This is a genomic window from Nocardia sp. NPDC004604 (genome assembly GCF_040609795.1).
Taxonomy (GTDB): domain Bacteria; phylum Actinomycetota; class Actinomycetes; order Mycobacteriales; family Mycobacteriaceae; genus Nocardia.
In genome coordinates, this window is the sequence record NZ_JBEXLC010000026.1 from 22,443 (window position 1) to 47,782 (window position 25,340).

General features: G+C 66.3%; 27 protein-coding genes and 1 pseudogene. 17 read left to right on the forward strand and 11 right to left on the reverse strand.

Annotation, left to right across the window (positions count from 1 at the left end):
- The first annotated feature begins 91 nt into the window (after positions 1–91).
- The 3 genes from ABZW16_RS12315 to ABZW16_RS12325 all read left to right on the forward strand — a co-directional run bounded on the left by ABZW16_RS12315 (position 92) and on the right by ABZW16_RS12325 (position 2,807).
- Entirely contained in the window at positions 92–739 is a 648-nt protein-coding gene (locus ABZW16_RS12315; RefSeq protein ID WP_354955070.1) for an ABC transporter ATP-binding protein, read from the forward strand.
- The gene (gene fetB, locus ABZW16_RS12320; protein WP_354955072.1) at positions 736–1,512 is read left to right on the forward strand and encodes an iron export ABC transporter permease subunit FetB; all 777 of its coding nucleotides are present in this window, start codon (positions 736–738) and stop codon (positions 1,510–1,512) included. The genes ABZW16_RS12315 and fetB overlap by 4 nt, the downstream gene beginning before the upstream one ends.
- An 86-nt stretch (positions 1,513–1,598) precedes the next feature.
- Complete coding sequence (locus ABZW16_RS12325; protein WP_354955074.1) at positions 1,599–2,807, forward strand: site-specific integrase; 1,209 nt, start codon at positions 1,599–1,601, stop codon at positions 2,805–2,807.
- Positions 2,808–2,882: 75 nt separating this feature from the next.
- Here ABZW16_RS12325 and ABZW16_RS12330 read toward each other — a convergent pair whose 3' ends face one another.
- Positions 2,883–4,007 (reverse strand): FAD-dependent monooxygenase, encoded by a 1,125-nt coding sequence (locus ABZW16_RS12330; protein ID WP_354955076.1) that lies wholly within the window; start codon positions 4,005–4,007, stop codon positions 2,883–2,885.
- Positions 4,008–4,110: 103 nt separating this feature from the next.
- On the opposite strand from ABZW16_RS12330, the gene ABZW16_RS12335 reads away from it, so the two are divergent.
- The gene (locus ABZW16_RS12335) at positions 4,111–4,836 is read left to right on the forward strand and encodes a helix-turn-helix domain-containing protein (protein ID WP_354955078.1); all 726 of its coding nucleotides are present in this window, start codon (positions 4,111–4,113) and stop codon (positions 4,834–4,836) included.
- A 186-nt stretch (positions 4,837–5,022) separates the two neighbouring features.
- Here ABZW16_RS12335 and ABZW16_RS12340 read toward each other — a convergent pair whose 3' ends face one another.
- Both ABZW16_RS12340 and ABZW16_RS12345 read right to left on the reverse strand, forming a co-directional pair.
- Complete coding sequence (locus ABZW16_RS12340) at positions 5,023–6,462, reverse strand: carboxylesterase family protein (protein ID WP_354955080.1); 1,440 nt, start codon at positions 6,460–6,462, stop codon at positions 5,023–5,025.
- Positions 6,463–6,483: 21 nt separating this feature from the next.
- Complete coding sequence (locus tag ABZW16_RS12345) at positions 6,484–7,389, reverse strand: MBL fold metallo-hydrolase (RefSeq protein ID WP_354955082.1); 906 nt, start codon at positions 7,387–7,389, stop codon at positions 6,484–6,486.
- A gap of 138 nt (positions 7,390–7,527) precedes the next feature.
- Here ABZW16_RS12345 and ABZW16_RS12350 point away from each other — a divergent pair, with 138 nt between their 5' ends.
- From ABZW16_RS12350 to ABZW16_RS12360, 3 genes are all read left to right on the forward strand, one after another.
- Positions 7,528–8,529 carry a helix-turn-helix transcriptional regulator gene (locus tag ABZW16_RS12350; protein WP_354955084.1) on the forward strand — a complete coding sequence of 334 codons (1,002 nt, stop codon included), beginning with the start codon at positions 7,528–7,530 and terminating at the stop codon, positions 8,527–8,529.
- Positions 8,530–9,208: 679 nt separating this feature from the next.
- Positions 9,209–10,066, forward strand: a complete 858-nt coding sequence (locus ABZW16_RS12355; RefSeq protein WP_354955085.1) for a type II CAAX endopeptidase family protein — start codon at positions 9,209–9,211, stop codon at positions 10,064–10,066.
- Positions 10,067–10,437: 371 nt separating this feature from the next.
- Positions 10,438–10,962 carry an AAA family ATPase gene (locus tag ABZW16_RS12360; RefSeq protein WP_354955087.1) on the forward strand — a complete coding sequence of 175 codons (525 nt, stop codon included), beginning with the start codon at positions 10,438–10,440 and terminating at the stop codon, positions 10,960–10,962.
- Between the two features lie 387 nt (positions 10,963–11,349).
- Here the strand turns inward: ABZW16_RS12360 and ABZW16_RS12365 are convergent, their stop codons facing one another.
- Positions 11,350–11,679, reverse strand: coding sequence for a hypothetical protein (locus ABZW16_RS12365; protein ID WP_354955089.1), 330 nt, complete (start codon positions 11,677–11,679; stop codon positions 11,350–11,352).
- 225 nt (positions 11,680–11,904) lie between these two features.
- Between ABZW16_RS12365 and ABZW16_RS12370 the strand changes: the two genes are divergently transcribed.
- Positions 11,905–12,600 (forward strand): lysophospholipid acyltransferase family protein, encoded by a 696-nt coding sequence (locus ABZW16_RS12370; protein ID WP_354955091.1) that lies wholly within the window; start codon positions 11,905–11,907, stop codon positions 12,598–12,600.
- A gap of 72 nt (positions 12,601–12,672) precedes the next feature.
- On the opposite strand, the gene ABZW16_RS12375 is transcribed toward ABZW16_RS12370, so the two are convergent.
- The 3 genes from ABZW16_RS12375 to ABZW16_RS12385 all read right to left on the reverse strand — a co-directional run bounded on the left by ABZW16_RS12375 (position 12,673) and on the right by ABZW16_RS12385 (position 14,872).
- A complete protein-coding gene (locus ABZW16_RS12375; protein ID WP_354955093.1) occupies positions 12,673–13,245 on the reverse strand; it encodes a WHG domain-containing protein in 573 nt (190 codons plus the stop codon).
- On the reverse strand, positions 13,232–14,083 hold the full coding sequence (locus ABZW16_RS12380) for an alpha/beta hydrolase (protein WP_354955095.1): 852 nt from the start codon (positions 14,081–14,083) through the stop codon (positions 13,232–13,234). The genes ABZW16_RS12375 and ABZW16_RS12380 overlap by 14 nt, the downstream gene beginning before the upstream one ends.
- A 153-nt stretch (positions 14,084–14,236) precedes the next feature.
- Positions 14,237–14,872 carry a winged helix-turn-helix transcriptional regulator gene (locus tag ABZW16_RS12385; RefSeq protein WP_354955097.1) on the reverse strand — a complete coding sequence of 212 codons (636 nt, stop codon included), beginning with the start codon at positions 14,870–14,872 and terminating at the stop codon, positions 14,237–14,239.
- 380 nt (positions 14,873–15,252) lie between these two features.
- Between ABZW16_RS12385 and ABZW16_RS12390 the strand changes: the two genes are divergently transcribed.
- The 3 genes from ABZW16_RS12390 to ABZW16_RS12400 all read left to right on the forward strand — a co-directional run bounded on the left by ABZW16_RS12390 (position 15,253) and on the right by ABZW16_RS12400 (position 16,795).
- Positions 15,253–15,597, forward strand: a complete 345-nt coding sequence (locus ABZW16_RS12390) for a hypothetical protein (protein WP_354955099.1) — start codon at positions 15,253–15,255, stop codon at positions 15,595–15,597.
- A 9-nt stretch (positions 15,598–15,606) separates the two neighbouring features.
- Positions 15,607–15,783, forward strand: a complete 177-nt coding sequence (locus tag ABZW16_RS12395; RefSeq protein ID WP_354955101.1) for a hypothetical protein — start codon at positions 15,607–15,609, stop codon at positions 15,781–15,783.
- 601 nt (positions 15,784–16,384) lie between these two features.
- The gene (locus tag ABZW16_RS12400; protein ID WP_354955103.1) at positions 16,385–16,795 is read left to right on the forward strand and encodes a nuclear transport factor 2 family protein; all 411 of its coding nucleotides are present in this window, start codon (positions 16,385–16,387) and stop codon (positions 16,793–16,795) included.
- A 160-nt stretch (positions 16,796–16,955) separates the two neighbouring features.
- On the opposite strand, the pseudogene ABZW16_RS12405 reads toward ABZW16_RS12400, so the two are convergent.
- A pseudogene (locus ABZW16_RS12405) lies at positions 16,956–17,144 on the reverse strand (hypothetical protein); the annotation flags it as partial.
- 262 nt (positions 17,145–17,406) lie between these two features.
- Between ABZW16_RS12405 and ABZW16_RS12410 the strand changes: the two are divergent.
- The 4 genes from ABZW16_RS12410 to ABZW16_RS12425 all read left to right on the forward strand — a co-directional run bounded on the left by ABZW16_RS12410 (position 17,407) and on the right by ABZW16_RS12425 (position 19,385).
- On the forward strand, positions 17,407–18,294 hold the full coding sequence (locus ABZW16_RS12410) for a helix-turn-helix transcriptional regulator (protein WP_354955105.1): 888 nt from the start codon (positions 17,407–17,409) through the stop codon (positions 18,292–18,294).
- On the forward strand, positions 18,291–18,506 hold the full coding sequence (locus ABZW16_RS12415; RefSeq protein ID WP_354955107.1) for a DUF397 domain-containing protein: 216 nt from the start codon (positions 18,291–18,293) through the stop codon (positions 18,504–18,506). The genes ABZW16_RS12410 and ABZW16_RS12415 overlap by 4 nt, the downstream gene beginning before the upstream one ends.
- 94 nt (positions 18,507–18,600) lie before the next feature.
- Positions 18,601–18,780 (forward strand): DUF397 domain-containing protein, encoded by a 180-nt coding sequence (locus ABZW16_RS12420; protein ID WP_354955109.1) that lies wholly within the window; start codon positions 18,601–18,603, stop codon positions 18,778–18,780.
- Between the two features lie 53 nt (positions 18,781–18,833).
- On the forward strand, positions 18,834–19,385 hold the full coding sequence (locus ABZW16_RS12425) for a DUF402 domain-containing protein (protein ID WP_354955111.1): 552 nt from the start codon (positions 18,834–18,836) through the stop codon (positions 19,383–19,385).
- Between the two features lie 32 nt (positions 19,386–19,417).
- On the opposite strand, the gene ABZW16_RS12430 is transcribed toward ABZW16_RS12425, so the two are convergent.
- A complete protein-coding gene (locus tag ABZW16_RS12430) occupies positions 19,418–20,815 on the reverse strand; it encodes an amidase (RefSeq protein WP_354955113.1) in 1,398 nt (465 codons plus the stop codon).
- A 144-nt stretch (positions 20,816–20,959) separates the two neighbouring features.
- Here ABZW16_RS12430 and ABZW16_RS12435 point away from each other — a divergent pair, with 144 nt between their 5' ends.
- Both ABZW16_RS12435 and ABZW16_RS12440 read left to right on the forward strand, forming a co-directional pair.
- A complete protein-coding gene (locus ABZW16_RS12435) occupies positions 20,960–21,598 on the forward strand; it encodes an MspA family porin (protein WP_354955115.1) in 639 nt (212 codons plus the stop codon).
- Entirely contained in the window at positions 21,595–21,939 is a 345-nt protein-coding gene (locus ABZW16_RS12440) for a hypothetical protein (RefSeq protein WP_354955117.1), read from the forward strand. The genes ABZW16_RS12435 and ABZW16_RS12440 overlap by 4 nt, the downstream gene beginning before the upstream one ends.
- Before the next feature lie 331 nt (positions 21,940–22,270).
- On the opposite strand, the gene ABZW16_RS12445 is transcribed toward ABZW16_RS12440, so the two are convergent.
- Together ABZW16_RS12445 and ABZW16_RS12450 are read right to left on the reverse strand one after the other, a co-directional pair.
- Positions 22,271–22,747 carry a nitroreductase family deazaflavin-dependent oxidoreductase gene (locus ABZW16_RS12445; RefSeq protein ID WP_354955119.1) on the reverse strand — a complete coding sequence of 159 codons (477 nt, stop codon included), beginning with the start codon at positions 22,745–22,747 and terminating at the stop codon, positions 22,271–22,273.
- 114 nt (positions 22,748–22,861) lie between these two features.
- Positions 22,862–25,141 (reverse strand): molybdopterin-dependent oxidoreductase, encoded by a 2,280-nt coding sequence (locus ABZW16_RS12450; protein ID WP_354955121.1) that lies wholly within the window; start codon positions 25,139–25,141, stop codon positions 22,862–22,864.
- Positions 25,142–25,340: the final 199 nt, after the last annotated feature.

Below are 25,340 nucleotides of genomic sequence, written 5' to 3' on the forward strand. Positions count from 1 at the left end.
CCGGCAATCACGGCCCCCAGCGCGACCCGCACAGTCGCCGCTCGTCGGCTCCGACCGGACACCGCTGCCACAGATAGGGAATGGTGGGACGGTGCCGAATATCAGTCTGGATGCGGTCAGTGCGAGTCACGGGGATGCGCCGATACTCAGCGCTATCACCGCGACGTTTCCCGCGGGTCGATGTGCGGCGGTGGTCGGCCCGAGCGGCACGGGGAAGACCACGCTGCTGCGGCTGCTCAATCGGCTCGACGAACCGAGCGGCGGCCGGATTCTTCTCGATGACGTCCCGATCACCCGGTTCCACGCCCCGGATCTGCGTCGACGTGTCGGGCTGGTGCCACAGCACCCCACGCTGCTCACCGATACCGTCGCCGAGGAGATTCGAGTCGGCCGGGCCGATCTCGCGTCCGATCGCCTGGACATGCTGCTCGCCCGCGTCGGCTTGCCGGACTTCCGCGACCGACGCTGTCTCGAGTTGTCCGGCGGCCAGGCGCAGCGAGTGTGCCTGGCTCGAGCGCTCGCCGTCGAACCCGAGGTGTTGTTGCTCGACGAGCCGACCTCTGCCCTCGATGCGGAATCCGCGGCGGCGGTCGGCGCTCTCATTCGCGAGCACACGGCGGGCGGCGGCGGTGTCATCCTGGTCAGCCACGACACCACCTTCGTAACCGACGTTGCCGACGACATCTGGACCCTGCGAGACGGGCACCTGTCCCCCGGCGATGAACGGAAACCCCAGTGACAGAACAGCTTTCCATACCCGGCTGGCCCGGTGTCGCGACCTCGCTCGTGCTGGTCGCAGTGGCCGCCGCAATCGCTTACCGCCAGCAACTGCACCTGACCCGCGAACTGCTCATCGCCGCCACCCGCGCCGCGGCCCAGTTGGTGGCCGTCGGCGCCATATTACTGATCCTGTTCCGGCACACCGGACTACCGGGCGCACTCGCGTGGGTTGTCCTCATGGTGCTGATCGCCGGACAGGTGGCGGGCCGACGCGGCAAAGGTCTGCCGCGAGCGCGCCGGGCCGCCACCATCGGCGTCGGCATCGGCTCGACCATTACGCTCGGCGCACTCATCCTGCTCGGTGTCATCTCGACACAGGCCCGAGTCGTCGTCCCGGTCGGCGGCATGATCGTTTCCGCCTCGATGCAGGCCACCGGCATCGCGCTGCGCCGACTCCATGAGGACGCCCGCAATGCGCGCCCCGCCATCGAAGCCCGACTGTGCCTGGGCCTTTCGGCGCGCGAAGCCTTCCTGCCGCATCGCCGATCCGCATTGCGCACCGCACTGATCCCGACCATCGACGCGACCAAGGTCGTCGGCCTGATCAGTTTGCCCGGCGCCATGACCGGACTCATCCTCGCTGGCGTCGACCCGCTCACCGCCATCCGCTACCAGATCGTGGTCATGTACATGCTGCTCGCGGCCACCGCCCTCGCCGCGCTGACCGCCGCGCGCGTCGCGGAGTCCTATCTGTTCGATGGTGCACAGCGACTGCTGGCGCTGCGGGACTGATGCGTGTCGCGACCGGACGGGAATCGCCGCAGAACGCATAGGCTTTGGCTGTCGAACTTCGAGCCGGGGCAGATGGGAGCGAGCGAGTGGGCGATGCGGTGGTCGCGGTGCCGGAGTCGGTGCGTACGGAGTTGCGGCGCGGGGTGCGCAGTGTGCTGGTGGATGCGGTCGCACTGCGGTTGGTGCGGGAGCGGTTCGATGATGAGCAGGCCGGGGCATTGCGCCGGTATCTGGAGGCGTCGCAATCGGCGAATACGTTGCGGGCGTATCGAACCGATTGGATCGCATGGGCGGGATGGTGTGCCACGGAAGGGCGGCAGGCACTGCCCGCGGACCCGCTCGATGTCGCGGTGTATCTGGCCGCGGCAGCGGATGCGTTGCGTCACAGTGACGATGGATCGCAGCGTTGGGCGTTCAGCGCGGCCACCCTCGAACGCAAATCGGCAGCAATCGCGGCGGTCCACGCCGCCAACGGATTACCATCGCCCACCCGCTCCGATGTGGTCCGCCTGACCTTGCGCGGTATCCGCCGGACCCGCCGCACACAGCCAAAGCGCAAGCGCCCGGTGCTGTTGCACACCCTCGAACAGTTGCTCGCCGGACTGCCCGAACCGCGGTGGCCCACCGAACCCGCGCGCCGCCGCGACACCCTGGCATTGCTCGTCGGATTCGCAGGAGCGTTGCGCCGCAGCGAACTCGCCGGATTGCGGATCGCCGATGTGCGGGTGGATCTCGACCACGGCACCGGTGAGCCGCTGCTGCTCGTACAACTCCCGACCACCAAAACCGACCCCACCGGCATCACCGAACAGCGCGTCGCACTCCCCCGCGGCCAGCGTCCACACACCTGCCCCGTCTGCGCGTTCGCCGACTGGATCCAGCTGCTCGAAGTTCACTGCGCACGCGGCGATGTGCGGGCCTGGCTCGACGACACCCCCGCGATATCCCCGCAGATTCACCGCTGCCATGGCTACCGGGGCACCGCACTCGCCGAAAACGCCGCGCTCCCTTTGTTTCCGACCATCACCCGCCACGGCGGCATCGGCACCGAACCGATGTCCGGGCGCGCCATCGCCGAACTCGTCAAACGCTATGCGGCCCGCGCCGGACTCGATCCGGACCTGTTCTCCGGTCACTCCCTGCGCGCCGGATTCGCCACCCAAGCCGCACTCGGCGGCGCCAGCGACCGCGAAATCATGCGGCAGGGTCGCTGGTCCAACCCGCGCACTGTGCACAACTACATCCGCACCGCGAACCCTTTGGAAGACAACGCCGTCACCAAACTCGGCCTCTAGATGGAGTCGTCAGCCATTACCGGATATGTCCACGACCGGGCGGGTCCGGTCGGTCGCGCAAGGTGAGTTTCGGCCTCAGGACAGTTTCGCTTCGGGGGCGAAGGCGGGCAGTTTCTCGAGGCTGCTGCGCACGGCCTCGGCGCCGTATTCGAACATCTGCCGCTCGTAGTCGTCGACCGCGTTACGCAGATCGCGGTGGCCTTCGTCGGCGTCGATCAGGCACCGGCGCAGCAGGTCGGCATCGCGTAGCGCGGTGTTCGCGCCGTTGCCGCCGGTGGGGGAGGTGGCGTGGATCGCGTCGCCGAGCAGCGTGACCGGGCCGGACGCCCAGCGCGCACCGGGCTTGACCACCCGGATCGAGAGCAGCGTGCTGTTGTCCGGGTCGGCCTGCTCGATCAGCGCGCGCAGCTCCGGGTGCCAACCTTCCATCCTGGACAGCACGGCGTCTTGCGCGGTCAGGTCCTCCAGCGAGCCGTTCGGCGGCAGGATCATGGCCCAGCGCACGTAGTCGCCGATGTCGGGCAGCGTGACTTCGGGGGCCAGTTGTTCGGCGGCCTGCTTCGGCGGGGTACGGAAGCGCATCGCGCCGAGCAGCAGGCTGACGCCGTCGCCCGTGATCTTCGAGCCGTAGGCCTTGGACAGGCTGGCGAACTCGTCGGTCAGCGGGGTGCGGCCGATGACGAACCGGACGCCGGTGTCGGTCGGGGTGGTCTGCGGCGACAACACTCCGCGGACCGCGGAGGTGACGCCGTCCGCGCCGACGAGTAGGTCGGCGGTGGCCGGGTCGCGGCGGGCGAACTGGGCTTGGACATTGCCGTCGGCCAGCACGTCGTAGCCGGTCAGCGCGGCATCGGTGTGTACGGTGAGACCGGTCAGCAACAGGTGTCGCAGCACCTGCCGGTCGACGACGATGCCGGTCCGGCCCGCGCCGAGCCTGCCGATCTCGTTCAGCCACGGGTCCAGGATCAGCTGCTCGGCGGAGGCGTCCATGACGATCTCGTCGAGCAGCGGGTACCAGCGCGTCGGCAGGCAGTCGCGCACCGCCTGGAAACCGGTCGGGTCCAGCACGAGCCGGTAGCCCTGGAACCGCGCGACGATCCCCGGGTCGCGCTCGAACACGTCGACCTCGATCCCGGCACCACGCAGACCCTGCGCGAGAGCCAGACCTCCCAGACCGGCTCCGACAACGGAAACTCGCATCACGCACTCCTGCAACATCGAAACAAGAAAACGAACTTAGTTCGTTATGACGATCTTAGTTCTATCCAACGAACTTAGATCGTGTCAAGCTATAGTGGCCGGTATGTCCGCCGATCCCCGCCAACGCCGCGCAGCTCGCCACGCCCAACCCGCAGCCGAGGCTGCCGTGTCGGCACCACGCAAGAAGCCCATCACCGTCGAACGGATCACCGACGCCGCCCTGGAGGTCGTCGCCACCGAGGGCTACGACGCGCTGACCATCCGCCGGGTCGCCGCCGCGCTGGGCACCGGTCCGTCGTCGCTCTACGCGCACATCGTCAACAAGGACGACATCGACGATTTGCTGATCGGCAGGCTCTACGCCGAGGTCGTGCTCCCCGAACCGGACCCGGCTGCCTGGCGTGAGCAGTTGCTCGGGGTGTACACGCAGATCCGCGACCTGTATCTGAAATACCCTGGGGTCTCGCGGGCCGCGCTGGCCATGGTGTCGACCAACCTGGAAACGCTGCGGGTCGGCGAAGGAATCCTGGCGATCCTGCTCGCGGGTGGCATCGAACCGAGGACGGCCGGATGGACCCGCGACGCGCTGTCCCTCTACGTCAGCGCCTACGCACTGGAGCAGTCGCTGGTCCAGCAACGGCGCCGGCACCAGGATCAGGAATGGGTACTCAGCCACGAGGAGTTGTTGGACCGCTTCACCGCACTGCCCGCCGAGAAATTCCCACACACTCGACGCCACGCCGCCGAGCTGATCTCCGGCACCGGACCCGACCGCTTCGAGTTCACCCTCGGCCTGCTCACGAACAATCTACGGCCCGCATCCGGTTGACCTGCGGCATGCGGTGGCCACATGGTGCCGACCTTGCGAATCGCTGCCTCGGTCACCGCGCGCACCGCCGCCGGCGTGTACTTCACGCCGAGCCGGTCCCGGACGAACTGCCGGTGCCGCTTTCCAGTGCGCTCGGCGTCCGCCTCTGCTTTCACGTCGTCGGCCTCTTCGGTCCGGTCAGCAGGATCAGCCTCCGAGGATCTGCACCACTGGTCGTTGCGGATCGTAGGTGGACCACCCCGGGTCCCCGGTTCTGGCGAACGCGATCCAGGCGTCGTGCATCTGGGCCGCGAGACCGGCCGGGGCGGGGCCGGGGCCGAGCAGGGCCGTGTCGCTGTGCAGGCACGGCTTGTCGGCGATGTCGAACACGAAAGGCAGCTCGACGGTGTGGGCGGCTCCGAGTCGTCCGTTCAGGGCTGTCGAGCGGTACCCGAACGAGTAGACGTGTGTGCGGCCGCCCGAGATCCGCGCGTGGGCCTGCGCCATGCGCGCCGTTCCGGCCCCGAACAGGGCCTCCCCGAGCATGGCGGAGCGTAGTTCGCCCGTTGTCGCATCGGGCCGTGCTGCGCGGTGCGCGGCGATGGCGGTGATCGGGTCCGCGTGCACCCGTGCGGCGATGGCGAGCACGTCGGCCTCCGTGGAGGGCTCCAGGTTGCCTTGCGGTACGAGGTAGAGGTGCCCCTCTTCGGTGTTGGTGCCGATGAGCAGGTCGACGTCGGCGGCGGGGCCGTCGGCGAGTCCGTCGGCGGGCTGGACCGGCAGGACCAGGCTGAACGGGCTGAGCCCGACCAGCGGGTCCGTGGCGGTGCTGGTGCGAAGGTCGAGGCCGCCCAATGCGGGCAGGATCTCCAGGAAGCGCTCGTCCGGGATCGCGGCGAACGCCTCGGCGGTCGGTTCGACCCCCAGCGCGGCGGCCGCCGCAGCGGTGACCCGCTGCGCCTGTTCCGGAATGAAAGCACCTGTGCCGCTGCCACTTTGGATGATCGCCCGCCGGAACAGACCTTTCGCCTCCGGTGTCGCGAGTAGCGCACCTGTGAGCGTGGCTCCCGCGGACTGTCCGAAGATCGTGACATTTTCCGGGTCACCGCCGAACACTGCGACCGTGTCCCGCACCCAGTTGAGTGCGGCGAGCACGTCGAGCAGCCCGCGGTTGGGTGGCGCGCCCGCCAGGTCGAGGAAACCGGGGATACCGAGGCGGTAGTTCACTGTCACGAGGACGACGCCGTCGCGGGCGAAGGCGCTGCCGTCGTAGAGCGCGGCGCGGGTCGAGCCGGTGACGAACCCGCCGCCGTGCACGAACACCATGACGGGGCGTCTGCCGGTGTCGGCGGCAGGGGTACGGACGTCGACGGTCAGGTACTCCTCGCCTCGTACCCAGCCGGGCCCGAAGTAAGGGGTCATGTCGAGGCGGCCGAAGTTGCGGGCCGGCTGGGGGGCCGTGGGCGATGGCTGCGTGCCGTCGCGGACGCCGGGCCAGCCCGGGTGCGGCGCGGGTGGAGCGAAGCGGGCCGGGCCGGTCGGGGCCGCCGCGTAGGGGATGGCGCGGTAGAGCTCACCGAATCCGTCGCGGCGTCCGCGTACGGAACCCGCCGGTGTTTCGACAACCGGGTATATGTGCTGGGACACGGGAATGCTTCCTTTCTGGGATCAGGCGATGCGGGAGAAGCCCGCCCAGCCCTTGATCGCGAACTTCGACCCATTGCGCTCGACCTCCACAGCGCCCGAACCGCCGAAATGCGCGGGGAAGACGAGCGCGTTGCTTTCGGCGGCGCGGCCGAGCAGCTTGTGCCGGGTTGCCCGGGACTCGGCCGGGTCCTCACAGAAGCAGGAGTTGGTTTCCGGCTCCACGATCTGCAGCGCGGTGTGCACCAGATCCCCGACGAACAGAGCCCGATCGCCGCCGGACTGCAAGGTGAGCACGGACGAGCCAGGAGTGTGACCAGGAGCCAGATCGAGCCGCAAGTTCTTGTCGATCCGGTACGACCCGTCCCACAGGCAGGTCTGCCTCGCCTGGTGGACCGGGATAACGCTGTCCTCGAAAACGTTCTGGTTGCCGCGGCCCAGCACGGGTTTGTATCCGTTGGCCGGGTCCCAGAACTCGAAGTCCCGTCGCGTCATCAGATAGGTGGCGTTCGGGAAGGTCGGCACCCAGGTTCGGCCGTCGAGTCGGGTGTTCCAGCCGACATGGTCGATGTGCAGGTGGGTGTTGACCACGATGTCGACATCTTCGGGCCGAACGCCGGCGGCCGCGAGATTGTCGAGATAGTTCGTATCCAGGCGGCTCCACACCGGCGCGTAGGGCCGATCCTTGTGGTTGCCCACGCCGGTGTCGATGAGGATCGTGCGGCCCTCGCTGCGCAACAGCCAGGACTGGACGGCCGAGTGACACTCGTCGGTCTCCGGGTTCCAGAAGTCCGGAGCCAGCTCGCCGCGATGCTCGTCCCACGAGCCGTCAGGGCTGTCCGGAAAGAACTGGCCCGGAGTCATCTCGACCGAACCGTAGAACTCTTTGATGCGGGTGACGGTGACGTCGCCCAGGGTGATCTGCTCCATGTGATCCGTCCTCGGATTCGGGGCACGTGGCCCGATGTGATCGAGTCTGTCCACGAGGATTCGCACGAACCACTCCCGCGTTGTCCTACCCCTGGCAGGGTGTGGCTGCGGTCGGGCCGCCCTCCGGATACTGGAGAAATGGACGGACCCGGACCACTCGGCGATTTCCTCCAAGCCCGACGGGCGCGGCTACGACCGGAGGACCTCGGCCTGCGCGAAACCGGACCTCGCAGGCGGGTGGCCGGGCTGCGTCGCGAGGAGCTGGCCCAGCTGGCGGGCGTTAGCGTCTCGTACTACACGCGGTTGGAGCAAGGACTGTCCCGCGGGGCCTCGGCCGAGGTACTCGACGCGATCGCCCGCGCTCTGCTGCTCGACGACCACGAGCGCCAACACCTCGACCGGCTCGCCAATGCCGCCCGCCGCACGCCCCGAGGGCGCCGTCCACGGCCCGAGAAACTCGCCGACGACACGCGCGATCTGTTGCGCGTCGTCGACGGCGTCCCGGCGATGGTGCTCGGCCGGCGTACCGACGTGCTGGCATGGAACACACTCGGGCATGCCCTGCTGGCCGGGCACCTGGACTTCCGCAGCCCGGAGGACCCGGCGCTGCGGCCGAATATGAGCCGGATGCTGTTTCTGGACCCGCACTGCCGCGAGCTGTACACGGACTGGAAGCGCAAGGCCCGCGCGGTAGTCGGCAACCTGCGCATCGCCGTCGGCAAGCACCCGGATGACCCGCTGCTCGCGGAACTGATCGGCGAGCTGACGATGAAAAGCCCCGAGTTCGTCGCGCTCTGGGGTGACCACCGCGTAATACCCTGCGACGCCGCGTCCTACCAACTGCACCATCCCGTCGTCGGCACGGTGACAGTGACACAGCAGACCCTGTCGATCGCCCGCGCCCCGGAACAAGTACTGATCGTGTGCACAACCCCCGCCAGGTCCCCCGCCGAGGAAGCCCTCGCACTACTCCGACAGGCAAGTGGCCCCCGCGTGCCCTACCCGGACGGCATCAAGACAACCCCGCCGGGATTCACCGCCGAACGAGCGCCCGAGCGGGACCAACGACGCCGGAATTCGTCAGGAACCCGCTGCAATTCACCAGCATCCCCCGCCGCAAACGAACCGGGACCCCGCTGAGAGATCGACCAGCAGCGCCAGCCCACGAACGACGAATACTGCACGGCCGCAGTACCGCTACGTCACCAGTCTTTCGGGATGACCTCCCTGATCAGCGGTCGGCCCGCAGCTGCGGCTCAGCCCTGCCGAAGTCGACGCGGTGTACATTCGCGACAAGCCACTCGACTTCGGCGCGTCGCCGCACAACTGGACCTAGGCCAGCAGTCCGAGCAGACCTCGGGGTCGAGGAACATGTTCGAGAAATCCGGCGCTCAGCGATTACCGCATATAGCCGCACACTATGTGCGGCCTCGGATTCGTCCTGGCGTGATACCTCTTTCATGCCGGTGCGACTCGGGAAACCATCTGCGGTAGCGGTCGGAGGTCGGCCGATGGGTCGGGTTCGGATACTTCCGACGCCGAGCAGTATGCGATCGGCCGACGCGGTGCGGATATACCTCGCCACGATCACCGTGACCCATGCGAACTACGCGGCGGCGCTCCGCAAGGCGCGACCCTCGGTGGCAATCGTTGCGTCCATGTCCAGTCGTGGAGCACTCGCTGCGCTCGCCATGTCGACCACTGCGGGCTGGAGTTTGCCTGCCCCGCGGAGACCGGTCGCGCCTAGTACCCCAGTACCACAGATGATCTGGACCTTTGGGCGATGCGCGGGCGGATATCGACGGACAAGGTAAGTAGCGTGAGCCTCACCGATACCAGCAGCACCCAGCCCGGCCCCGCAATGCAGTCACCGACCACTGCAAGGGTCTGGGCCACACTCGCCGTCTACGTGCTGTCCACCCTTGCCGCCTCGAGTGTCTTACTTGTGGTGCAACCTCATTCGGGCATTGACCCGTCGGCGCTGTCACTGGTCCAGTTCGGCCCGGCGCTGGGCGTGCTGGCAACCTGGCTGACGTTCAGGACGACCGTCGCCGGACTGCTGCCCACAGCAGTCTCCTCCCGGCGAGTAGGCGCGAGTGTCGCGGCGGTGGTCACGGCTTGCGTGTTCTTCTGCCTGTTGAGCACGATGGCGGCTGTCGTATCAGGCACCGCCGTTGTCGGTCCCGCGGCAGTCGGAGGTCTTCCTTTCGCAGTGTTCGTGCTGCTCCAACTCCTCGGCGCGGGCGGCGAGGAGATCGGTTGGCGGGGCCTGATGCAGCCGATACTGGAATCTCGAATGACCAGGTTCGCGGCAATTTGTGCGACCGGGGTGACCTGGGCACTGTGGCATGTCCAGGTATTCGCGGCGGGCCCGGTGACCGCGGCCTGCTTCTTCGTCTCGGTGATGGCGTACGCCATCGTGCTCGGATACCTGGGCAACGGGAGTTTCGGCCAGCGTGTGCTGGTCGCGTCGATCGGACATTGGCTGATCAATATCGCTTGGTATCTGCTCGCCGGTGACAACACCTTGGATCGGCCGCAGATCGTGTTCGCCGCAATTGCTGCCGTGCTCATCGCCGCAGGAACAATGACGGTCCGCGCTCTGCAACACCGTAAGCAGCACCGTCCGGGACTGGATCACGAGCAGCGCACACGCGCCGTCAATCCGTCACGCTAGGCGCTGCCGAACACGAGTAGCGCGAACCCGCAGCAAGGAGACCGCCGCTGACCCCGAACGACGTTGGGTCAACAATCCAGCAGAGTCGCGACGCCACGATCCGCCACATGCCTGACGCACCGCAGCTCACCACTCCGCAACTGCGCCATGACATCTGGCGGCGGACAGCGGCGTGCGGGGTTACGGCGTCCGCGGCTGCGGCTGCGGCTGCGACCTGGGCCGGGGACGCTCACGACCCGAACCAGCCGAAACCCTCATCCGTCACCGCAACATGAAATCACCCGCCGGCCAACGCTGTTCACCGAGGCAGCTCACTCGCGCCGGATCTGTTCCTCGACCCCCATCTCGCACCAACCCGATACGTTCGAAGCATGATCATCTGGCTGAACGGAACCTTCGGAGCCGGAAAGACCACGACAGCAGGAGAATTGACCGCACTACTCCCCGGATCGCGGATCTTCGACACCGAGGAGGTCGGGCTCATGCTCCGCCACGTCCTCGCCTCCGAGATCGTCCGGGACTTCCAGGACTGGCAACCCTGGCGCGGACTGGTTGTGGCTGCGGCGATGCAGATCCTCGACTACGTCGGCGGCACTCTGATCGTGCCTCAGTCGGTCCTCGTCCACCAATACTGGCAAGAAATCCGCGCCGGGCTCGAAAAGGCCAGCGTCCCACTGCATCACTTCGTTCTGCACGCCGATCACGACGAACTCCTGCGCCGCATCCGAACCGATCCCAGCAAACCGAATTCACAATGGCGGCTGGAACACCTCGACGACTACGACGCCGCCCGCTCATGGCACAGCCGAGAAGCCCACGTCATCGACACCACCGCACTGCGACCGCGTCAAGTCGCAACCCTCATCGCGACCTGCACGGGCACAGCCGTCGGCTGACACCCGTCCCAGCCGAGCGGCCCGCCGACGATCACGCCGCGCCGCCGGCGAGCTGGTCGAGCCCGCCTGCAGCGGGGAGAAGCCGCGTGCGCCCTGCAAATAGAACGCGCTGTAGAAACCGGCCGCGGTCATGGCGAACAGCAGCAATCCGAGTGCCGCTTTGCCGCCACCGAACATGCGCAGGGCGAGTAGTCGTGGATCGAAACTCGGCTACGGGTGCGTAGTGCGACGAGTACGAAGGCAGCCTTCGGCCGCACTCGCTTGGCCGAGGCCCGCATCGCCGTGAACCGCCGCGAAGCCGAACTGGAATCCCCGTTCACCCCCCGAACAACGAAAGGCGATCCGCGACTGGCTCGACGGCATCGCCGCGGCCTGCCGGTGACCCGATCAGCTGCCGCCGCAACCGCTTCCACCACAGCCTCCGCCGCTGCAACCGCCACCACCGCCGCAGCCGGAGTCGCCGCTTCCCGAATCGCTGCCGCTGCAACCGCCACCGTTGATGTAGGAACTCAGGCCGACGCCGCCTGCGGCGGCTGCGCCGCGGGTGCGGGCGCTGGCGGTCCACAGTTCGGCACGGCGGCGTTGGCGCAGGAAACGCACGAGCGAGACTCCGACGAGTGCGGCGGCGACCGCGAATGCCACGGCGGCGGCGATCGGGTAGAACTGGACGAGTACGGCGCCCGCGAGTACGAAGACCACGGCCATCATTACCAACATCAAAACCTCCCCCACGGATATGTTCTGCGATCAGGATACCCGGCACCACTGACAATTTCGGCTTCCCGACTGCCGGTGTACTCGAGCCCGATATCTGTGCCAGTATCGCGCAAAAAAGGCTGTGCACCAGCAAGTATTGAACGTGACGGAGTTTGTCGGGCCCATGCCATAGTCTGGCTATTGAAGGCCGACGCGATGGGCGCGGCAGTACACGGGGCAGCGAATATGACAGACAATGCGTCATCGTCCGATCCTGGTCGCGGTCGGCGTCGCCCGGTCGGGTTGGGTAAGCGTGCCTGGCTCACGACCAAGGTGGTGCGCCGCCTGCTGCGATTTCTCGCCTGGTCGCGGTTCGTTCGCGTGACCGTGGTGAACCGGGAGGTCGTTCCGGCCCGCGGGCCGGTTCTGGTGGCCAGCAATCACATTTCGATGCTCGATGCGGTATTCCTGTGGGGCGCGTTGCGGCGGCGAGCGATGGCGGTGGCCATGGCGGAGTTGTGGTCGTGGCCGATGGTGGGCTGGTTGGTGCGGCGGCTCGGACATGTGCCCGTGGTACGACGCGACCCCCAATCCGGGCAGCAGGCCCTCGCGCACGCCGAGTGGATTCTGCGCCACGGTGGCGTGATGCTCATCTACCCCGAGGGCCGATGCGTGCCGCCGGGCGAATCCGAACCGTACAAGCCCGGCGTCGCGAAACTCGCGCTGGCAACCGGTGTTCCGATCATTCCGGTCGCCACCACCGGCACCGACAATGTCCTACCCCTCCGCACCAAGGGCGGCGAGCATCGCGGCTTCGACCGCTCGCATCCGGTCACCATTCGCTTCGGCACACCGATCGACCCCACCGACTTCGACTCCCCCGAAAAACTCCTCGACCAGCTACGCGCCGATATCGAATCCCTGCGCGCCGAATCAGCCTGAACCACAGCCGATCCCGGACCTGGTGGACTGAACCGCCAAGGCCACACCGAGCTCGCACCGGAATCGATGAGCTCACCGATCGGCGCGCAATCCGCGATCGATGAAGTCGATCATCCAATCGAAGCTGACCTCCGGGTCACCGGTCCATTGGAAGCCTTGGGAGGCCTGCAGGGATGCAAACCCATGGAACGCGCAGCGCAGTGCGCGTAGCGCGTGATCCATTTCGGCCTCCGGAATGTGGTATCCGCGCAATACCGCCGCCATCGAATCCAACAGGCGAGTACTGGGTTCCAGCAACGGATCATCGGCGCCCTCGAACTCGGCGCCGATGGTGGCGGTATACCGGCCGGGATGGGCGATCACATACGCGCGGAATGCGCGGGCGAAGGCCGCCAGGGCGTCGACGCCGGAGAGTCCGTGCATGGCATCGCGGATCTCGCGGTCGAGTTCGGTCATGGCCAGGACCGCAATGCCGTGTTGCAGGTCGGCCAGGTTGGCGACGTGCTTGTAGAGCGAAGGCGTTCGAACACCCAGCCGTTGGGCCAGCGGCGCCATCGCGAGATTGCCGTAGCCGACGTCGTCGGCGAGCTCCGCGCCCGCTCGAACGACGTCGGCCTTGGTGAGCCCGACCCTAGGCACGGGCATGCTCTCGCAGGAAGGCCAGGGCGAGTTCGGCGATCCGGTCGGGCGCGTCCGCGTGCGGGTAATGCCCGGAGCCCTCGGACAATTCGACGTGGCCCAGGCCCTCGGGCATGAGCGCCACAATGGCATCGCCCTCGGCCTTGGGGTCCGGGAAGTCGGGGTCGGCGGTACCCATGACGATCAGTGCGGGCACGCTGAGGTTGGGCAGCTGCGCTTCGGCGTCGGCGGGAGTGGACTTGCCGGTCTTCAGGAACTCCGCGAACCGGCCCGGTTCACCCAGCAGCTGCGCCAGCTCGGCCATGTACTGGTCGTAGTCGGCGGGCTTGATCGGGTAGGCGACATTCAGGTAGCTCATCCACAGCCCGAGGCTTTTGAACATCATCGCGCCCAGCAGCCGAGTCATGCCCTTGCGGTAGCGCGCGACGGTGAACATCGCACCGGCGTAGAACTGCTGGGTCTTGGTGAACGGGTTGAGTTCGATGATGCCGCTGACGAGTTCGGGCGATTGCGCGGCAGCGATGGTGGCGGCACCACCGGAAATGGAGTGGCCGATGATGACCGCGGGCCCGCCGAGGTGGCGGATCAGGGCGAGCAGATCACCCGCGATATCAGTGCGGGAGATGGCCGCACTGCCGTCATGGGAGGTCCAGTTCATGCTGGATTCCCCGTGCCCACGCAGGTCGGCCGATGCGACCCGAAAGCCCTCCGCTACCAGCTTCGGCGCCAGCAACCGATAAGCCTGGCGACGGTCACCGATCCCGTGCGACAGCACCACCAGCGGGCCGTTGCCAGCCACTTCGTAGGCGATCTGTCCACCGTCGATGGTCAGGTACTCGGTCATGTCGAACTCCAAAGCGTGAGTAGCTAATGCTGATAGCCATAAAGCTAATCCAATTAGCTACAGACGTCAAGCGATGTTCCCGAACTTTCGAGATCTCGGTGGTAATCACCGAGAAGGCAACGGATTTGGCGTAGTCGTGAGCGGTAGGGCGCGCTAACCCCCGTATAGCAGCCGGTTGAGGGCTGGAAGGTCGCCCACAAGGGCCACGCTCCCGTCGGCGAGCGCAGCGTCGAGCGAGGCCGGATCGGCCAGCAGGCTGCCGAGCGTCTTGGGGTCCGTGCGAAGCGAGATGTCCGCCGTGGCGGGTTCACCGCTCTGCACCTGAACCTTTCCAGCCTCTACGCAGACCGTCCAGACCGAGCCGTCGAGATCGAGGCGACAAACGATCGGCGGCGCCGCCGGGTCGGGACGATCGGCACCTCGCAGGAAGATCAGCACCGAAGTGGCACTGAGTGAGGTGGGCTCTGGGGGGTTGGGGGCATCGATCCCCCAATCGCCCAGGGCCAGGACGATCGGTTCCAGCTTCCGACCCCACTCTGTCAGTTCGTAGACCTGCGGGCCTGCCGTTGAGGCCAGTTTGCGGCGACGGATCACCCCGTGATGTTCGAGTTCTCGAAGTCGATCGGCAAGCAGGTTCGAGCTGGCGTTGGGCAGAGCGTGCCGCAGCTCGGAGAAGCGTTGAGGCACCAAGAGCAGCTCCCGGACAACCAGCAGCGCCCAGCGCTCCCCGACGACGTCCAGAGCCCGAGCTATCCCACATGAGTCCCGATAGCTACGGCTGGTCGGCATGGTTACTCCCTTCTCGTCCACTCTGATCCGAAACTGCCACTCATATTAGTTGCTTTTCACAACTCGTTGCCATTGATCGTCCGGCGACGTTGAGAGCCCGCGCCATCCCATGCGAGCCCTGATGGCTACGGCCGGTCGGCAGGGCTACCCCCCTCTGCTTCGATTCAAAATAGCCACTCATGGAGGTTGTTTTTTACAACTCCTCATGGTTATTGTTTAGCAGCCGACCTGGCGGAACCAGCGAGATCGGATGGCGACGATGGCGCTCGGAAGGACAGATCCATGCGACCGCCAGTGGCCCACTCCGCGATCACCGGACCGATCCGGTGATGCAGCCAGCGCCAAGGTCGTGCGAACAACCCGGCAGATAGGAGCCTGCAATGAGTATTTCGACCCCTACCTCAGCTCAGAAGCCCCAGCATGCAACGATCGTGGATCCCGATGCGCACCAAGTCTTGTTCGAGAATGAACACGTTCGGGTGATCCATGCGCGCGCATCGCACGGTTGGGAAAGTGCGATGCACTCGCACCAGCCGATGCTGGTGGTCAACCTCGGCTCCGGGCGACAGAAAGTGACCTGGGCGGATGGGGCGACGCAGATCGTGGATCTGAACCCCGGTGCGGTCGTCTGGCAGGAAGACGCTTTCGATCACGCCTGGGAGTTGCTGGCGGGCGAAGTAAACGTGATTCTCGTTGAGGTCAAGTCGGCGAACGTCGGAAAATAGACTGTCGCGGTGCCGCGGCGGGTGTTCACGGCCGGAATGGTCACCAAGAAGGCGGCGAAGGCATCGGCGCGCCGAACTCCCGGCCCCAGCGACCGGACTTGGCAACTGCCCGCGGCACAAGCGAGAAGCGCTCAGCACCAACCGAATTCGGCCGAAGCCCGTGCGCTGCGCTTTCTCGCGGCCTGATCTGGAGCGCTCCCAGGCGTGCTCGAGCTCGGTCCCGTCCCGCTCGATGCAGGACTTCATGCACGCCGAACCCCGCCGCGTCCTCAACATTCCCAGCCACATATGAAACCACCAGCGCCACAACCACGCTCACGGTTTCCGCGCGCCGACCGAATCGAAACAATCGGTCCGCTCAACCATCGACTCAGCGCCGCATCTCGCTCGGCTACATCACTACCGCTGGGGCCGCCGGGTGCGGCGATTCGTGGGCACGCTCGAGTGGGCGCGCCGCAGAGCGGGCGTCATGGCCAGCCGTCACGTCGCGGCGCGTCACCGAGGCACGGACCGAGCCCTGCTCATCCCCGTTGAAGGCGGGTGAGCAGCCGGGTGAGGAGGTGGATCAAGTTCTGTCCGTCCTTGGTACCCACGCGCACCCATCGCGCCGAAGCCGTTGGACGCCAACCGATGAGCGTGCACTGCCAGCCGGGCGAGCAGCCAACCCAACTTCACGGTCAGGCGTTCGGGCGCCTCCACGGCGGCCACCATACACCGTTGGTGAATCCAACGAATGCATGTATAGTTGGCGACTCCAATATTGGTGACGCCAACGAAAGAGAATGTCATGGCCACGGATACTCTGGTCGCCGACCGTATCGAGATCGCCGACCTGTTCACCCGCTACGCCCGCCTGCTCGATGAGAAGCGATGGGATGATGTCGACACGATCTTCACCGACGATGTGGCGGTCCACTCGCCGCGAGCCCAACTCCGCGGCATCGACAAGGTTGTCGACTACATGCGACAGGCCGAGGTCGCGGGCGAGCACGCCCAGCATATGACCAACGACCTGCTGGTGAACGTCAACGGCGACCAGGCCGCGGCCTCGGCGAACTCACTGGTGTACTTCTACCGCGACGGCCAACCGCCGCATCAAACAAGCGGTCTGCGACTGGCCTGCACAGTGGTACGGACGGCGGCGGGCTGGCGCATCAGCGAGACACGGACCATGCTCGCCTGGATGCGCAAGGATTGATCTCTGCCAGAGTGCTTGTAACGCCCGGAGTTACAAGCACTCGGGGCGCTGTCAGAGGATTTCGAGGCCAGCCTCGGCGTCGTCGCGTCGGGCTGCAGGGGCCGTCGTCGCCGAAGTCCAATCGAGGATCGAGATCGACGGCGATATCGAAAAGCGTGCTGAACTTCTTCGAGATCGCCCGATCGAGCAGCGCCGACACCTCATTGAGCACGTCGGTGACTGACAGCGCCAACAGCGTAGGCAGAATCGGATACCGCCGCTGCGGGTCACGGGCTTCCAGCGCGCGCAGGGCCATCGTGGCCAGGAACCGCCGCCGCTCCGCGGGCAGCACCGACATGTCCAGCCCGTCCGTCGGCCGTCCGAACGAAGCTGCGCCGCATCGACATTCAGCTGTTCCGCCAACCATGCCACCGCCACGGGCAGCATGCAGGCGATCCTGTCCGACCCGGACGCCCAGTACTGCCGGGACCTGTGTCGGGGCGGTCCGAGCAGGGAATTCGGGTTTCGACTCGGGATTTCGGGGTGTTCGAACGGATTCGGGGTGAAGATCGCGGAGCGATCCGTTCCCGATGACAAAGTCATGCCGAAGCCACATCACAGGGATTGGGGGTATGAACGTGTCGAACACCGGCAGTACGTTGCCGCGGCGGCAGCTCGGGCGGTATCTGCGTGACCTTCGGCAGCAGGTCGGGTTGACGTTGGACGAAGCGGCGCGATTGATCGAGCGCAGTGCCAGCAGTCTGCAGCGGCTCGAGACCGGGCACGCGGAACGAATTCGGCTGCTGGATGTTCGGGAGCTGTGCACGATGTACAACGCCGACGAAACGACTACTGCCGGGGTGATCGGACTTGCGCAGCAAGCGTCGGTGAAGTCGTGGTGGCACCGGTATGGCGATCTCATCCCGAAGGACTTCGATGTGTATCTCGGGTTGGAAGCGGCTGCGCGCCAGCTCACTTCGTATACGCCCGATGTTGTGCTCGGGCTGTTGCAGACACCAGCTTATGCCAGTGTGTTGGTACGAGGTACCTACCCGAATGATGCCGACGACGAGATCGACCAACGCTTGGGACTCAAACGGAAACGTCAAGGGCTCATCACCCGCAAGCGCCAGCCTGCTCAGCTGAATGTGGTGTTACTCGAATCCATACTGCATCGTGTCGTCGGCGGACCCAAGGTCATGGCAACACAACTTCGCCACTTGGCCGATATGTCCACGCTGCCGAACGTGGACCTCCGGATACTGCCGTTGCGGGCCGGAATCCCCCTCGGACAACCAGCGGGGCTGTTCACGATTATCGACTTTGCGGTGGATGACCATGGCGAGCGAGTAGAGCCATCCGTCGTCTACCTTGAGAACCTCACGGGCAGTTTGTATCTCGAGCACAACGACGATGTCCGGAGCTACTATGAGTCGTACCAAGCCATCCACCACATCGCGCTGGATGAATTCGCGAGCAGGAACCTGATTCGACAGGTAGCTAGGGAGTACGCCTCGTGACGAACAACCACCATGTCGATCTATCGCACGCCGTGTGGCGCAAGAGCACCCGCAGCTCGGGGAGCAGGGATTGCGTCGAGGTCGCATTCCTCGACGGCGGGTTGGTCGGCGTGCGGGACTCCAAGAATCCCACCGGCCCCGCTCTGGTCTTCACCTCCCGTACATGGAACGCCTTCACACACAGCGTCATTGACGGCGATCTCGCGCCGTAGCCGAACTCGTCCAGTCTGGGCACGGAACTCTAGGCGGGAACCATAGGGGGTGCCTCGTGATCAACGAGTACGGAGTCGATCTCTCTCGCGCCCAGTGGCGCAGAGTGCCAGGAGCTCGGCGAGCAGGGATTGCGTCGAGGTCGCGTTCCTCGATGGTGAACTGGTCGGAATCCGGGATTCGAAGAACCCCACCGGCCCGGCTCTGGTCTTCACCGCCCACGAGTGGAACGCCTTCACCGCCGGGCTCATCGACGGCGAGTTCTCCCAACAGTGAATCCTGCTGACGTGACACCCTTCCCGACAGGTCGAACCATCCTCGTTCGAGACATGATCTACGGCAGGTCGTTCACCGAATGGCCGCAGCGGGTCATCGAGGATGGCGGCGACGAACTTCGGGTGCTGCTGACGCCCGGCACGGTCGGCCTCGGTCCGGAACTGTGGATCAAGTCGATGCGCGAGAACGACCCGGCGGCCCGCGGGCAGTTGCTCGAGGCGTATGCCCGCCGGGAATGGGCGATGGCGAACTGGACCTGGCAGCGCAACACGCGGCTGGCGATCATGTACACCGACCGCTACTTCGCCATTGCGCCGATATGGGACGAGCGTGGCGAATTCCTGGGCTGGTATGTCAATTTCCAGCTGCCGTTCATCCGGACCACCGCGGGCGTCGATACCAGCGACCTGCATATCGACCTCGTCGTCGCACCCGATCTGAGCTACCGCTGGAAGGACGAAGACGAGTACGCGCTGGCCATTCGGCTCGGACTGGTGTCCGACGAGTGGCAGCGCGAGATCGAGGCCGCGCGCACCGAGGCGCTGACCATGGTCGAGCGTCGCACAGGCCCCTTCGCCGAGGACTGGACCTCACTTCCCTTGTAGTACAGGCGAATTCAATTGTAGTGCAGGCGAATTCAGTCTTGGATGCGGCGCCAAGGACGTTCGGCTTCGAGCGCGAAGGCGATTTCCAGCAGTGTGCGTTCGTCGCCGTAGGCGGCGGAGAATTGCATGCCGATCGGGAGCCCTTCGGTCGAGGTGCCCATGGGTAGCGAGATCGCCGGTGTGCCTGCGACATTGTTGAACGGAGTGAAGGCGACCCAGGAAATCAGACGCTCGAACAGCTCGTCGAAGGGGACCGTCGGGTTCAGATAGCCCAGTCGCGGGGTGGTGTGCACCAGGACCGGTGACAGGATCAATTCGCTATCGCGCGACATCTTGGCGTATGCGCGCCGCACCTGGGATAGGCGGTAGAGGATGGCGGGAGTGCGCACCATCGACTTCCGATACAACCCGGCGAGTCCACGGGTGAACTTATCGAGTCCGCCTGCCCGGAACCGCGGATCGATGGCGAACTTCCCGCCCACCGCGACCAGGAACGCCAACAACCCCCAGTAGATGGTGAAGTCGTCGACGAAGCCTCGCCCGACCGGCGGCGGGACGGGCCGCACCTCGTGGCCCATCTTCTCCAGCACGGCGATGGTGTCATCGAGTACCGCGCGGGTCTGCGGACAGGTTTCGGTGCCAGTGACCGAATCGGCGATCACCCCGATCCGCAGCCGTCGACGCGCCGGACCTTCCACCAGACCGACCGGCGGCAGCTTCGGATTGCGCCAATAGCGTTCGGCGGCTGCGAAATACGTCGCGGTATCGCGCACCGAACGGGTGAGCACCCCCTCCGACACCAGATTGATCGGCATCGAGCGCGCCTGCGGCCCGTCGATGTGGCGCCCCCGGCTCGGCTTCAATCCGACAATGCCGCAACACGCGGCGGGAATGCGGATCGACCCGCCACCGTCATTGCCGTGCGCGATCGGCACTACGCCCGCGGCGACCAATGCGGCCGCACCACCCGATGACGCGCCCGGCGAATAGTCGGTATGCCACGGATTGCGCGTCGGTTCGGCCGCGGCGAATTCGGTGCTCGCGTTCAAACCGAACTCCGGCAGCCGACTCTTGCCCAGCACCGTCATCCCGGTGCTGAGCAGCTGTTTTGTGTACGGCCCGTCCTTGGCGCACGGTCGCGCGACGAACGCCGCGGTGCCGTGGTTGGTCGGCAGTCCCCGCACATCGGTGTTGTCCTTGACATAGGTCGGCACACCGAACAGCGGTGCGTCGGTATCGCCGGGGACCGACCCGTTCTTCTCGATCACGACGGCGCGCAATGTCGGATCCACGCGCGCCGCCCGTGCCCGCGCTGCCGCGGCGACCTCCGAGGCGCTGACGGCACCACGACGAACCAGGTCGGCGATGGCCACTGCGTCGTGGTCGGCGAGCACATCGTCTGTGAAGGCATGTAATCGCTGTGTCGACATATCCGGATTCTGCTCGCTCCGATACCGACAATGTGTCGTTTTGGACGATCGTCCTATGCGGTGCGGCGATCTTGGTGGCGGTGCGGGCGATGGCTCCGGGCTTCGATATCGTTCGACGAGCAACACACCGAGGAGACCTGACATATGAATAGCTCGACCGGCGTCCCGCTATGCCTACTGGCCGCGGGTGTGCTGAGTATCGTTCCAGCACAATCGGCTTCGGCGGATGCGCTACCGGATCAGACCCGTACCGTCACCACCGAGGACGGCTGGGAATTGACCGTCAGGAAGGCCGCCGAAAACCTGGATCGAGTGCCCAATCTCGCGGATACCGCCTTCACCCGGGAGGGATTCGTCAGCCTGCGCGCGGTCGCCGATATCACCGGCGCGGGCAGCGCGTCGGTGAACTCCGGGACGCTCACGCTGGGCTACCAGATCGGCTGCCAGATCGATGTGTCCAATGGGATCTCGATCGGTCTCGCGGCCTCGGTCGGACCGAATGTGAATGTGATGGTCGCGCCGACCCCGGGGCTCGGCGGCGGCGTCGGCGCCATGGCGATGCCCAGCGTGTCCACCACCTTCAAGCCGGGCACCATCACCACTATCCCCTTCGGCACCAAAGCCCTTGCCGGACCGCACGGTTCGATCACCACCGACCAGGTGCAGATCAAAATCGACGCCTGTATGGGGCCGGTCAGCCTGCGCTCGTATGTGATCGCCAGTATCTCCACCAACACTGCGGACAATTCGGTCGCGGTCTACGGCGACCCGATCTGGTTGTGATCGCCGTGCCCACCATTATCGCGTCCCGCCCGCGACCAGCCGCCGCCGCGCTGCTGGTCGCGGCCGCTGGCATCCTGGTCACCGGCGCCATCACGACCGGCACCGCCACGCTCGCGGCACCGATCGTGCCCGCCACCACCTGCGACCGCGCCGCCGATCCCGACTGCACCGAGCCGGGTAAGACGCCCGCCCCGGTCATCGTGCCAGCGCCCGTGGGGCCACCGCTCCTGACACCGGCCATGCCCCCTCCGCCCGCCAAGCCGAGTTCACCGGCGGCCGCGCTGACGCCGCCCGCGCCCGGCCCGAATCCAGGCGCGCCGATCGTGCCCGCCGCCCAGTGACCACCGTGGGCCGCCCGCGACCATGCCGCAACCTCAGCCTGACCACGATGACAGCCGCGAGGTAACCGGCGGCTCAGCGATCCGGCGGGCCAGCAAGCAGCCTGCCAACGCGCGGCGATCTAGCAGTGCACGACGCCCCTGCCGTCGCCAGCAGGTCCGCGCACGGCCAGCCATACCCCACCAGACACCCCCAAATATTGGACAAGCGATCACCATGCGCTGATGCTGGCAAACGCCGAGAGCACCCCTGCACCAGCGCATTCTCGACCGATCGGATTGGGGGTTTGTTGGTTCGGTGGGGGTGGTGGGGCGGGTTCGACAATCGCCACGATCAGCTGCGGCGCAGCTCGAAAATGCGGAAGGTCCGGCTGCCGGACAGCTCGTACTCCATCTCGTAGCCCGGCCAGAACTCGACGGCGAGGTCCCATGCGCGTTTGCGGTCCACGCCGGTGACCTCGGTGACGCTCACCTCGAACGCCTCGCCCTTCAGCCGGGCGGTGGCGGTGCTCGCCGCGCGCAGGTTGGCCGACCACATCGGATGCTTCGGGCTGCCCCAGTTGGAGCCGACGAGCAAGAAGTCGTTACCGCGCGGAACGTACAGCAGCGAGGTGGTACGCGGAATCCCGGTCTTGCGCCCCGCCACGGTGATCTCGATCGATGGCAGACCCGCGAGATCGAGCACCCCGTGCCGCCCGCGGCTGACCCACCGCACGAACCGCTCCAGCCACAGCACGATCGGCGCTGTGCGCATGACCCAGCGTTTCTGCGCGATCCGGCGAGCTAGCGCGGGCAGCGGATTCGACACCATAATCCCAAATCCTGACAGAAATCGCGCACTGGAGACCGGCCGGGACCGCGGGCTGAGACCAGCCTCACCCGCAGGGTTGACAAGAGTGTGCCGCGAGTCACGAAAAGCGTTGGGCTACTGGACAATCGCGGGCGGGTGATCGACGGCCAACTCCGGCAGCGGGCCACGGTAGGGTTCGATCTCGACCAGGGCCAGCTGCCCGGCACACCCCTGACTGAGAGTGGACGCGGGCCGGTCCGCGGTCAGCACATTCGGGTTGCCGTGACGGCAGAACGTGGGGTCGGCCGGATCCGGGTCATACCAGGCGCCGGTGGACAACTGCGCGACCTGCGGCCGGACCGCGTCGTCGACGACCAGACCGGCCAGACAACTCCCCCGGTCATTGAAGATCCGCACGATATCCCCATCCCGGAGCCCCCGTGCCGCGGCATCGTCGGGATGCAACCGCACCGGTTCCCGCCCGGCGATCTTCACCGACCGACTGTGCGCGCCGATATCGAGTTGACTGTGCAGTTTGGTCCGCGGCTGATTCGCGACCAGCTGCAGCGGGAACCGCACCGCAGCGGTAGCGCCGAGCCATTCCTCGGGCTCGAGCCAGACGGGATGTCCGGGGCAATCGGCGTATCCGAAACCATCGATCGTCGCCGAGAAGATCTCGATCCGGCCGCTGGGCGTGGTCAGCGGGAAACGGTGCGGATCGGCGCGGAAATCGGAGAGTAGCACCGGCTCCGGATCCAGCACCGGAAGTGCCAGCGACTCGCTGTCCCAGAACTCGTCGAAATCCGGCACCGCCGGATCCTTGGTCCCGGCGCGCCATTCCTCGTACAGATGCCGCAACCATTTCTCGACGGTGCGCCCCTCGGTGAATTCCTTACCGACACCGATACGTTCGGCCAACTCGCCGAAAATCGCGTAGTCATCGCGGGACGAACCGTGCGGCCGGGTCAGCGCCTTCATCGGAAAGAAGTCGCGGTCGTTCTGCCCGGCGCCGTAGTCGTCACGTTCGATGCTCATGGTCGCCGGGAGCACGAAATCGGCGTGACGTGCGGTGGCGGTCCAGAACGCATCGTGCACGACCACCGTCTCCGGCCGCGTGAACGCCGCGTGCAGCCGGGCCAGATCCTGGTGGTGGTGAAAGGGATTCCCGCCGCACCAGTACACCAACTTGATATCCGGGTAGACCAACCGCGCGCCGTTGTAATCGAACGGCTGTCCCGGATTCAGCAGCATATCGGCGATTCTGGCGACCGGGATGAAGGCTGCCACACCATTGCTACCTTGTTGAAGCCGCGGCACCGCGGCAGCTCGCGCCGGTTCGCCGACATGCGCGGTCGACCCGTAGCCGTGCCCGAATCCACCACCGGGCAGCCCGATCTGGCCGAGCATCGCCGCCAACACCACTCCGAGCCACAGCGGCTGAACACCGCGCTCGGCGCGCTGCAGCGACCAGCTGACATTGATCATGGTGCGCGCCGCGGCCATCTCGTGCGCCAGCGTCCGGATCCGCTCGGCCGGTATCTCGGTGATCGACTGCGCCCACCCCGGATCCTTCACCACGCCATCGGTTTCGCCGCGCACATACCCGACGAACCGCTCGTACCCGACGGTGTACCGGTCCAGAAACTCCTTGTCCGCCAACCCATCCGCATCCAGCACCTGCGCCAGCGCGAGCATCAGCGCGGTATCGCTGCCCGGCCGCGGCGCGATCCACTCGGCCTCGGCTTCGGCCGGAATGTCATCGCGCAGTGGACTGATCGAGACGAACCGGCAGCCGCGCGCCCGCGCCGCGGCGATCCAGGTCTTGGTGTTGTGCCGCGACACTCCACCCGGTGACACCGCGGAGTTCTTCGGTGACAGACCGCCGAACGCCACCACCAACTCCGCGTGCTTCGCCAGCACGCTTTTGGCGGTCGCATGCCTGTCGAACAACCCGATCGAGCCGATCACGTGCGGCAACAACACCTCCGAGGTACCGAGGCTGTAGCTGTTGACATGCCGCACATAACCGCCGAGGCAGTTCAGGAACCGATGCACCTGACTCTGTGCGTGATGAAACCGCCCTGCACTCGCCCACCCGTAGGATCCGCCGTACACCGACTCCGCACCGTGTTCGCGATACACCCGGCTCAATTCACCCGACAGCAGCTCGAATGCCTTGTCCCACGACACCGGTACAAACGGCTCATCGCCGCGCCTCGACGCCCCCGGGCCGCGCTCCAACCACCCCTGCCGCACATACGGTTGGTCGATCCGCGTCGGATGATGCTGTGCCGACGCCACATTCTCGATCAACGCCATCGGCTCCGGATCCCCGCGCCACGGCCGCACCGAGGTCAACCGCTCCCCATCGCTCTCGGCCTCGAACACTCCCCAATGCGTCAGATGCGTGGTCATCACCCCACCGTAGCCCGCCCCACCGACAATGCTCACCGCTTTATGAACGCCAGTGGCGGGCCGCCAGCCATGGATTCCGAGCTGGCGCTCGCTCTGCTGGCAGGGTTCCGGTGGTGCCCGGGTCGCACCAGGATCTCGACCGTGCTGGTCGTCGACAGGACCCATGTCCGGTCGACTGCGGCCGGTCGTCGGTGACGCA

What these genes read in the sequence shown, in the direction of transcription:
- ABZW16_RS12330 (WP_354955076.1), bottom strand. Translation starts at nt 4,007, where the DNA reads ATGCGAGTTTCCGTTGTCGGAGCCGGTCTGGGAGGTCTGGCTCTCGCG.
- ABZW16_RS12335 (WP_354955078.1), top strand. Translation starts at nt 4,111, where the DNA reads ATGTCCGCCGATCCCCGCCAACGCCGCGCAGCTCGCCACGCCCAACCC.
- ABZW16_RS12345 (WP_354955082.1), bottom strand. Translation starts at nt 7,389, where the DNA reads ATGGAGCAGATCACCCTGGGCGACGTCACCGTCACCCGCATCAAAGAG.
- ABZW16_RS12350 (WP_354955084.1), top strand. Translation starts at nt 7,528, where the DNA reads ATGGACGGACCCGGACCACTCGGCGATTTCCTCCAAGCCCGACGGGCG.
- ABZW16_RS12360 (WP_354955087.1), top strand. Translation starts at nt 10,438, where the DNA reads ATGATCATCTGGCTGAACGGAACCTTCGGAGCCGGAAAGACCACGACA.
- ABZW16_RS12365 (WP_354955089.1), bottom strand. Translation starts at nt 11,679, where the DNA reads ATGTTGGTAATGATGGCCGTGGTCTTCGTACTCGCGGGCGCCGTACTC.
- ABZW16_RS12370 (WP_354955091.1), top strand. Translation starts at nt 11,905, where the DNA reads ATGACAGACAATGCGTCATCGTCCGATCCTGGTCGCGGTCGGCGTCGC.
- ABZW16_RS12375 (WP_354955093.1), bottom strand. Translation starts at nt 13,245, where the DNA reads ATGCCCGTGCCTAGGGTCGGGCTCACCAAGGCCGACGTCGTTCGAGCG.
- ABZW16_RS12380 (WP_354955095.1), bottom strand. Translation starts at nt 14,083, where the DNA reads ATGACCGAGTACCTGACCATCGACGGTGGACAGATCGCCTACGAAGTG.
- ABZW16_RS12385 (WP_354955097.1), bottom strand. Translation starts at nt 14,872, where the DNA reads ATGCCGACCAGCCGTAGCTATCGGGACTCATGTGGGATAGCTCGGGCT.
- ABZW16_RS12390 (WP_354955099.1), top strand. Translation starts at nt 15,253, where the DNA reads ATGAGTATTTCGACCCCTACCTCAGCTCAGAAGCCCCAGCATGCAACG.
- ABZW16_RS12400 (WP_354955103.1), top strand. Translation starts at nt 16,385, where the DNA reads ATGGCCACGGATACTCTGGTCGCCGACCGTATCGAGATCGCCGACCTG.
- ABZW16_RS12410 (WP_354955105.1), top strand. Translation starts at nt 17,407, where the DNA reads ATGAACGTGTCGAACACCGGCAGTACGTTGCCGCGGCGGCAGCTCGGG.
- ABZW16_RS12425 (WP_354955111.1), top strand. Translation starts at nt 18,834, where the DNA reads ATGATCTACGGCAGGTCGTTCACCGAATGGCCGCAGCGGGTCATCGAG.
- ABZW16_RS12430 (WP_354955113.1), bottom strand. Translation starts at nt 20,815, where the DNA reads ATGTCGACACAGCGATTACATGCCTTCACAGACGATGTGCTCGCCGAC.
- ABZW16_RS12435 (WP_354955115.1), top strand. Translation starts at nt 20,960, where the DNA reads ATGAATAGCTCGACCGGCGTCCCGCTATGCCTACTGGCCGCGGGTGTG.
- ABZW16_RS12445 (WP_354955119.1), bottom strand. Translation starts at nt 22,747, where the DNA reads ATGGTGTCGAATCCGCTGCCCGCGCTAGCTCGCCGGATCGCGCAGAAA.
- ABZW16_RS12450 (WP_354955121.1), bottom strand. Translation starts at nt 25,141, where the DNA reads ATGACCACGCATCTGACGCATTGGGGAGTGTTCGAGGCCGAGAGCGAT.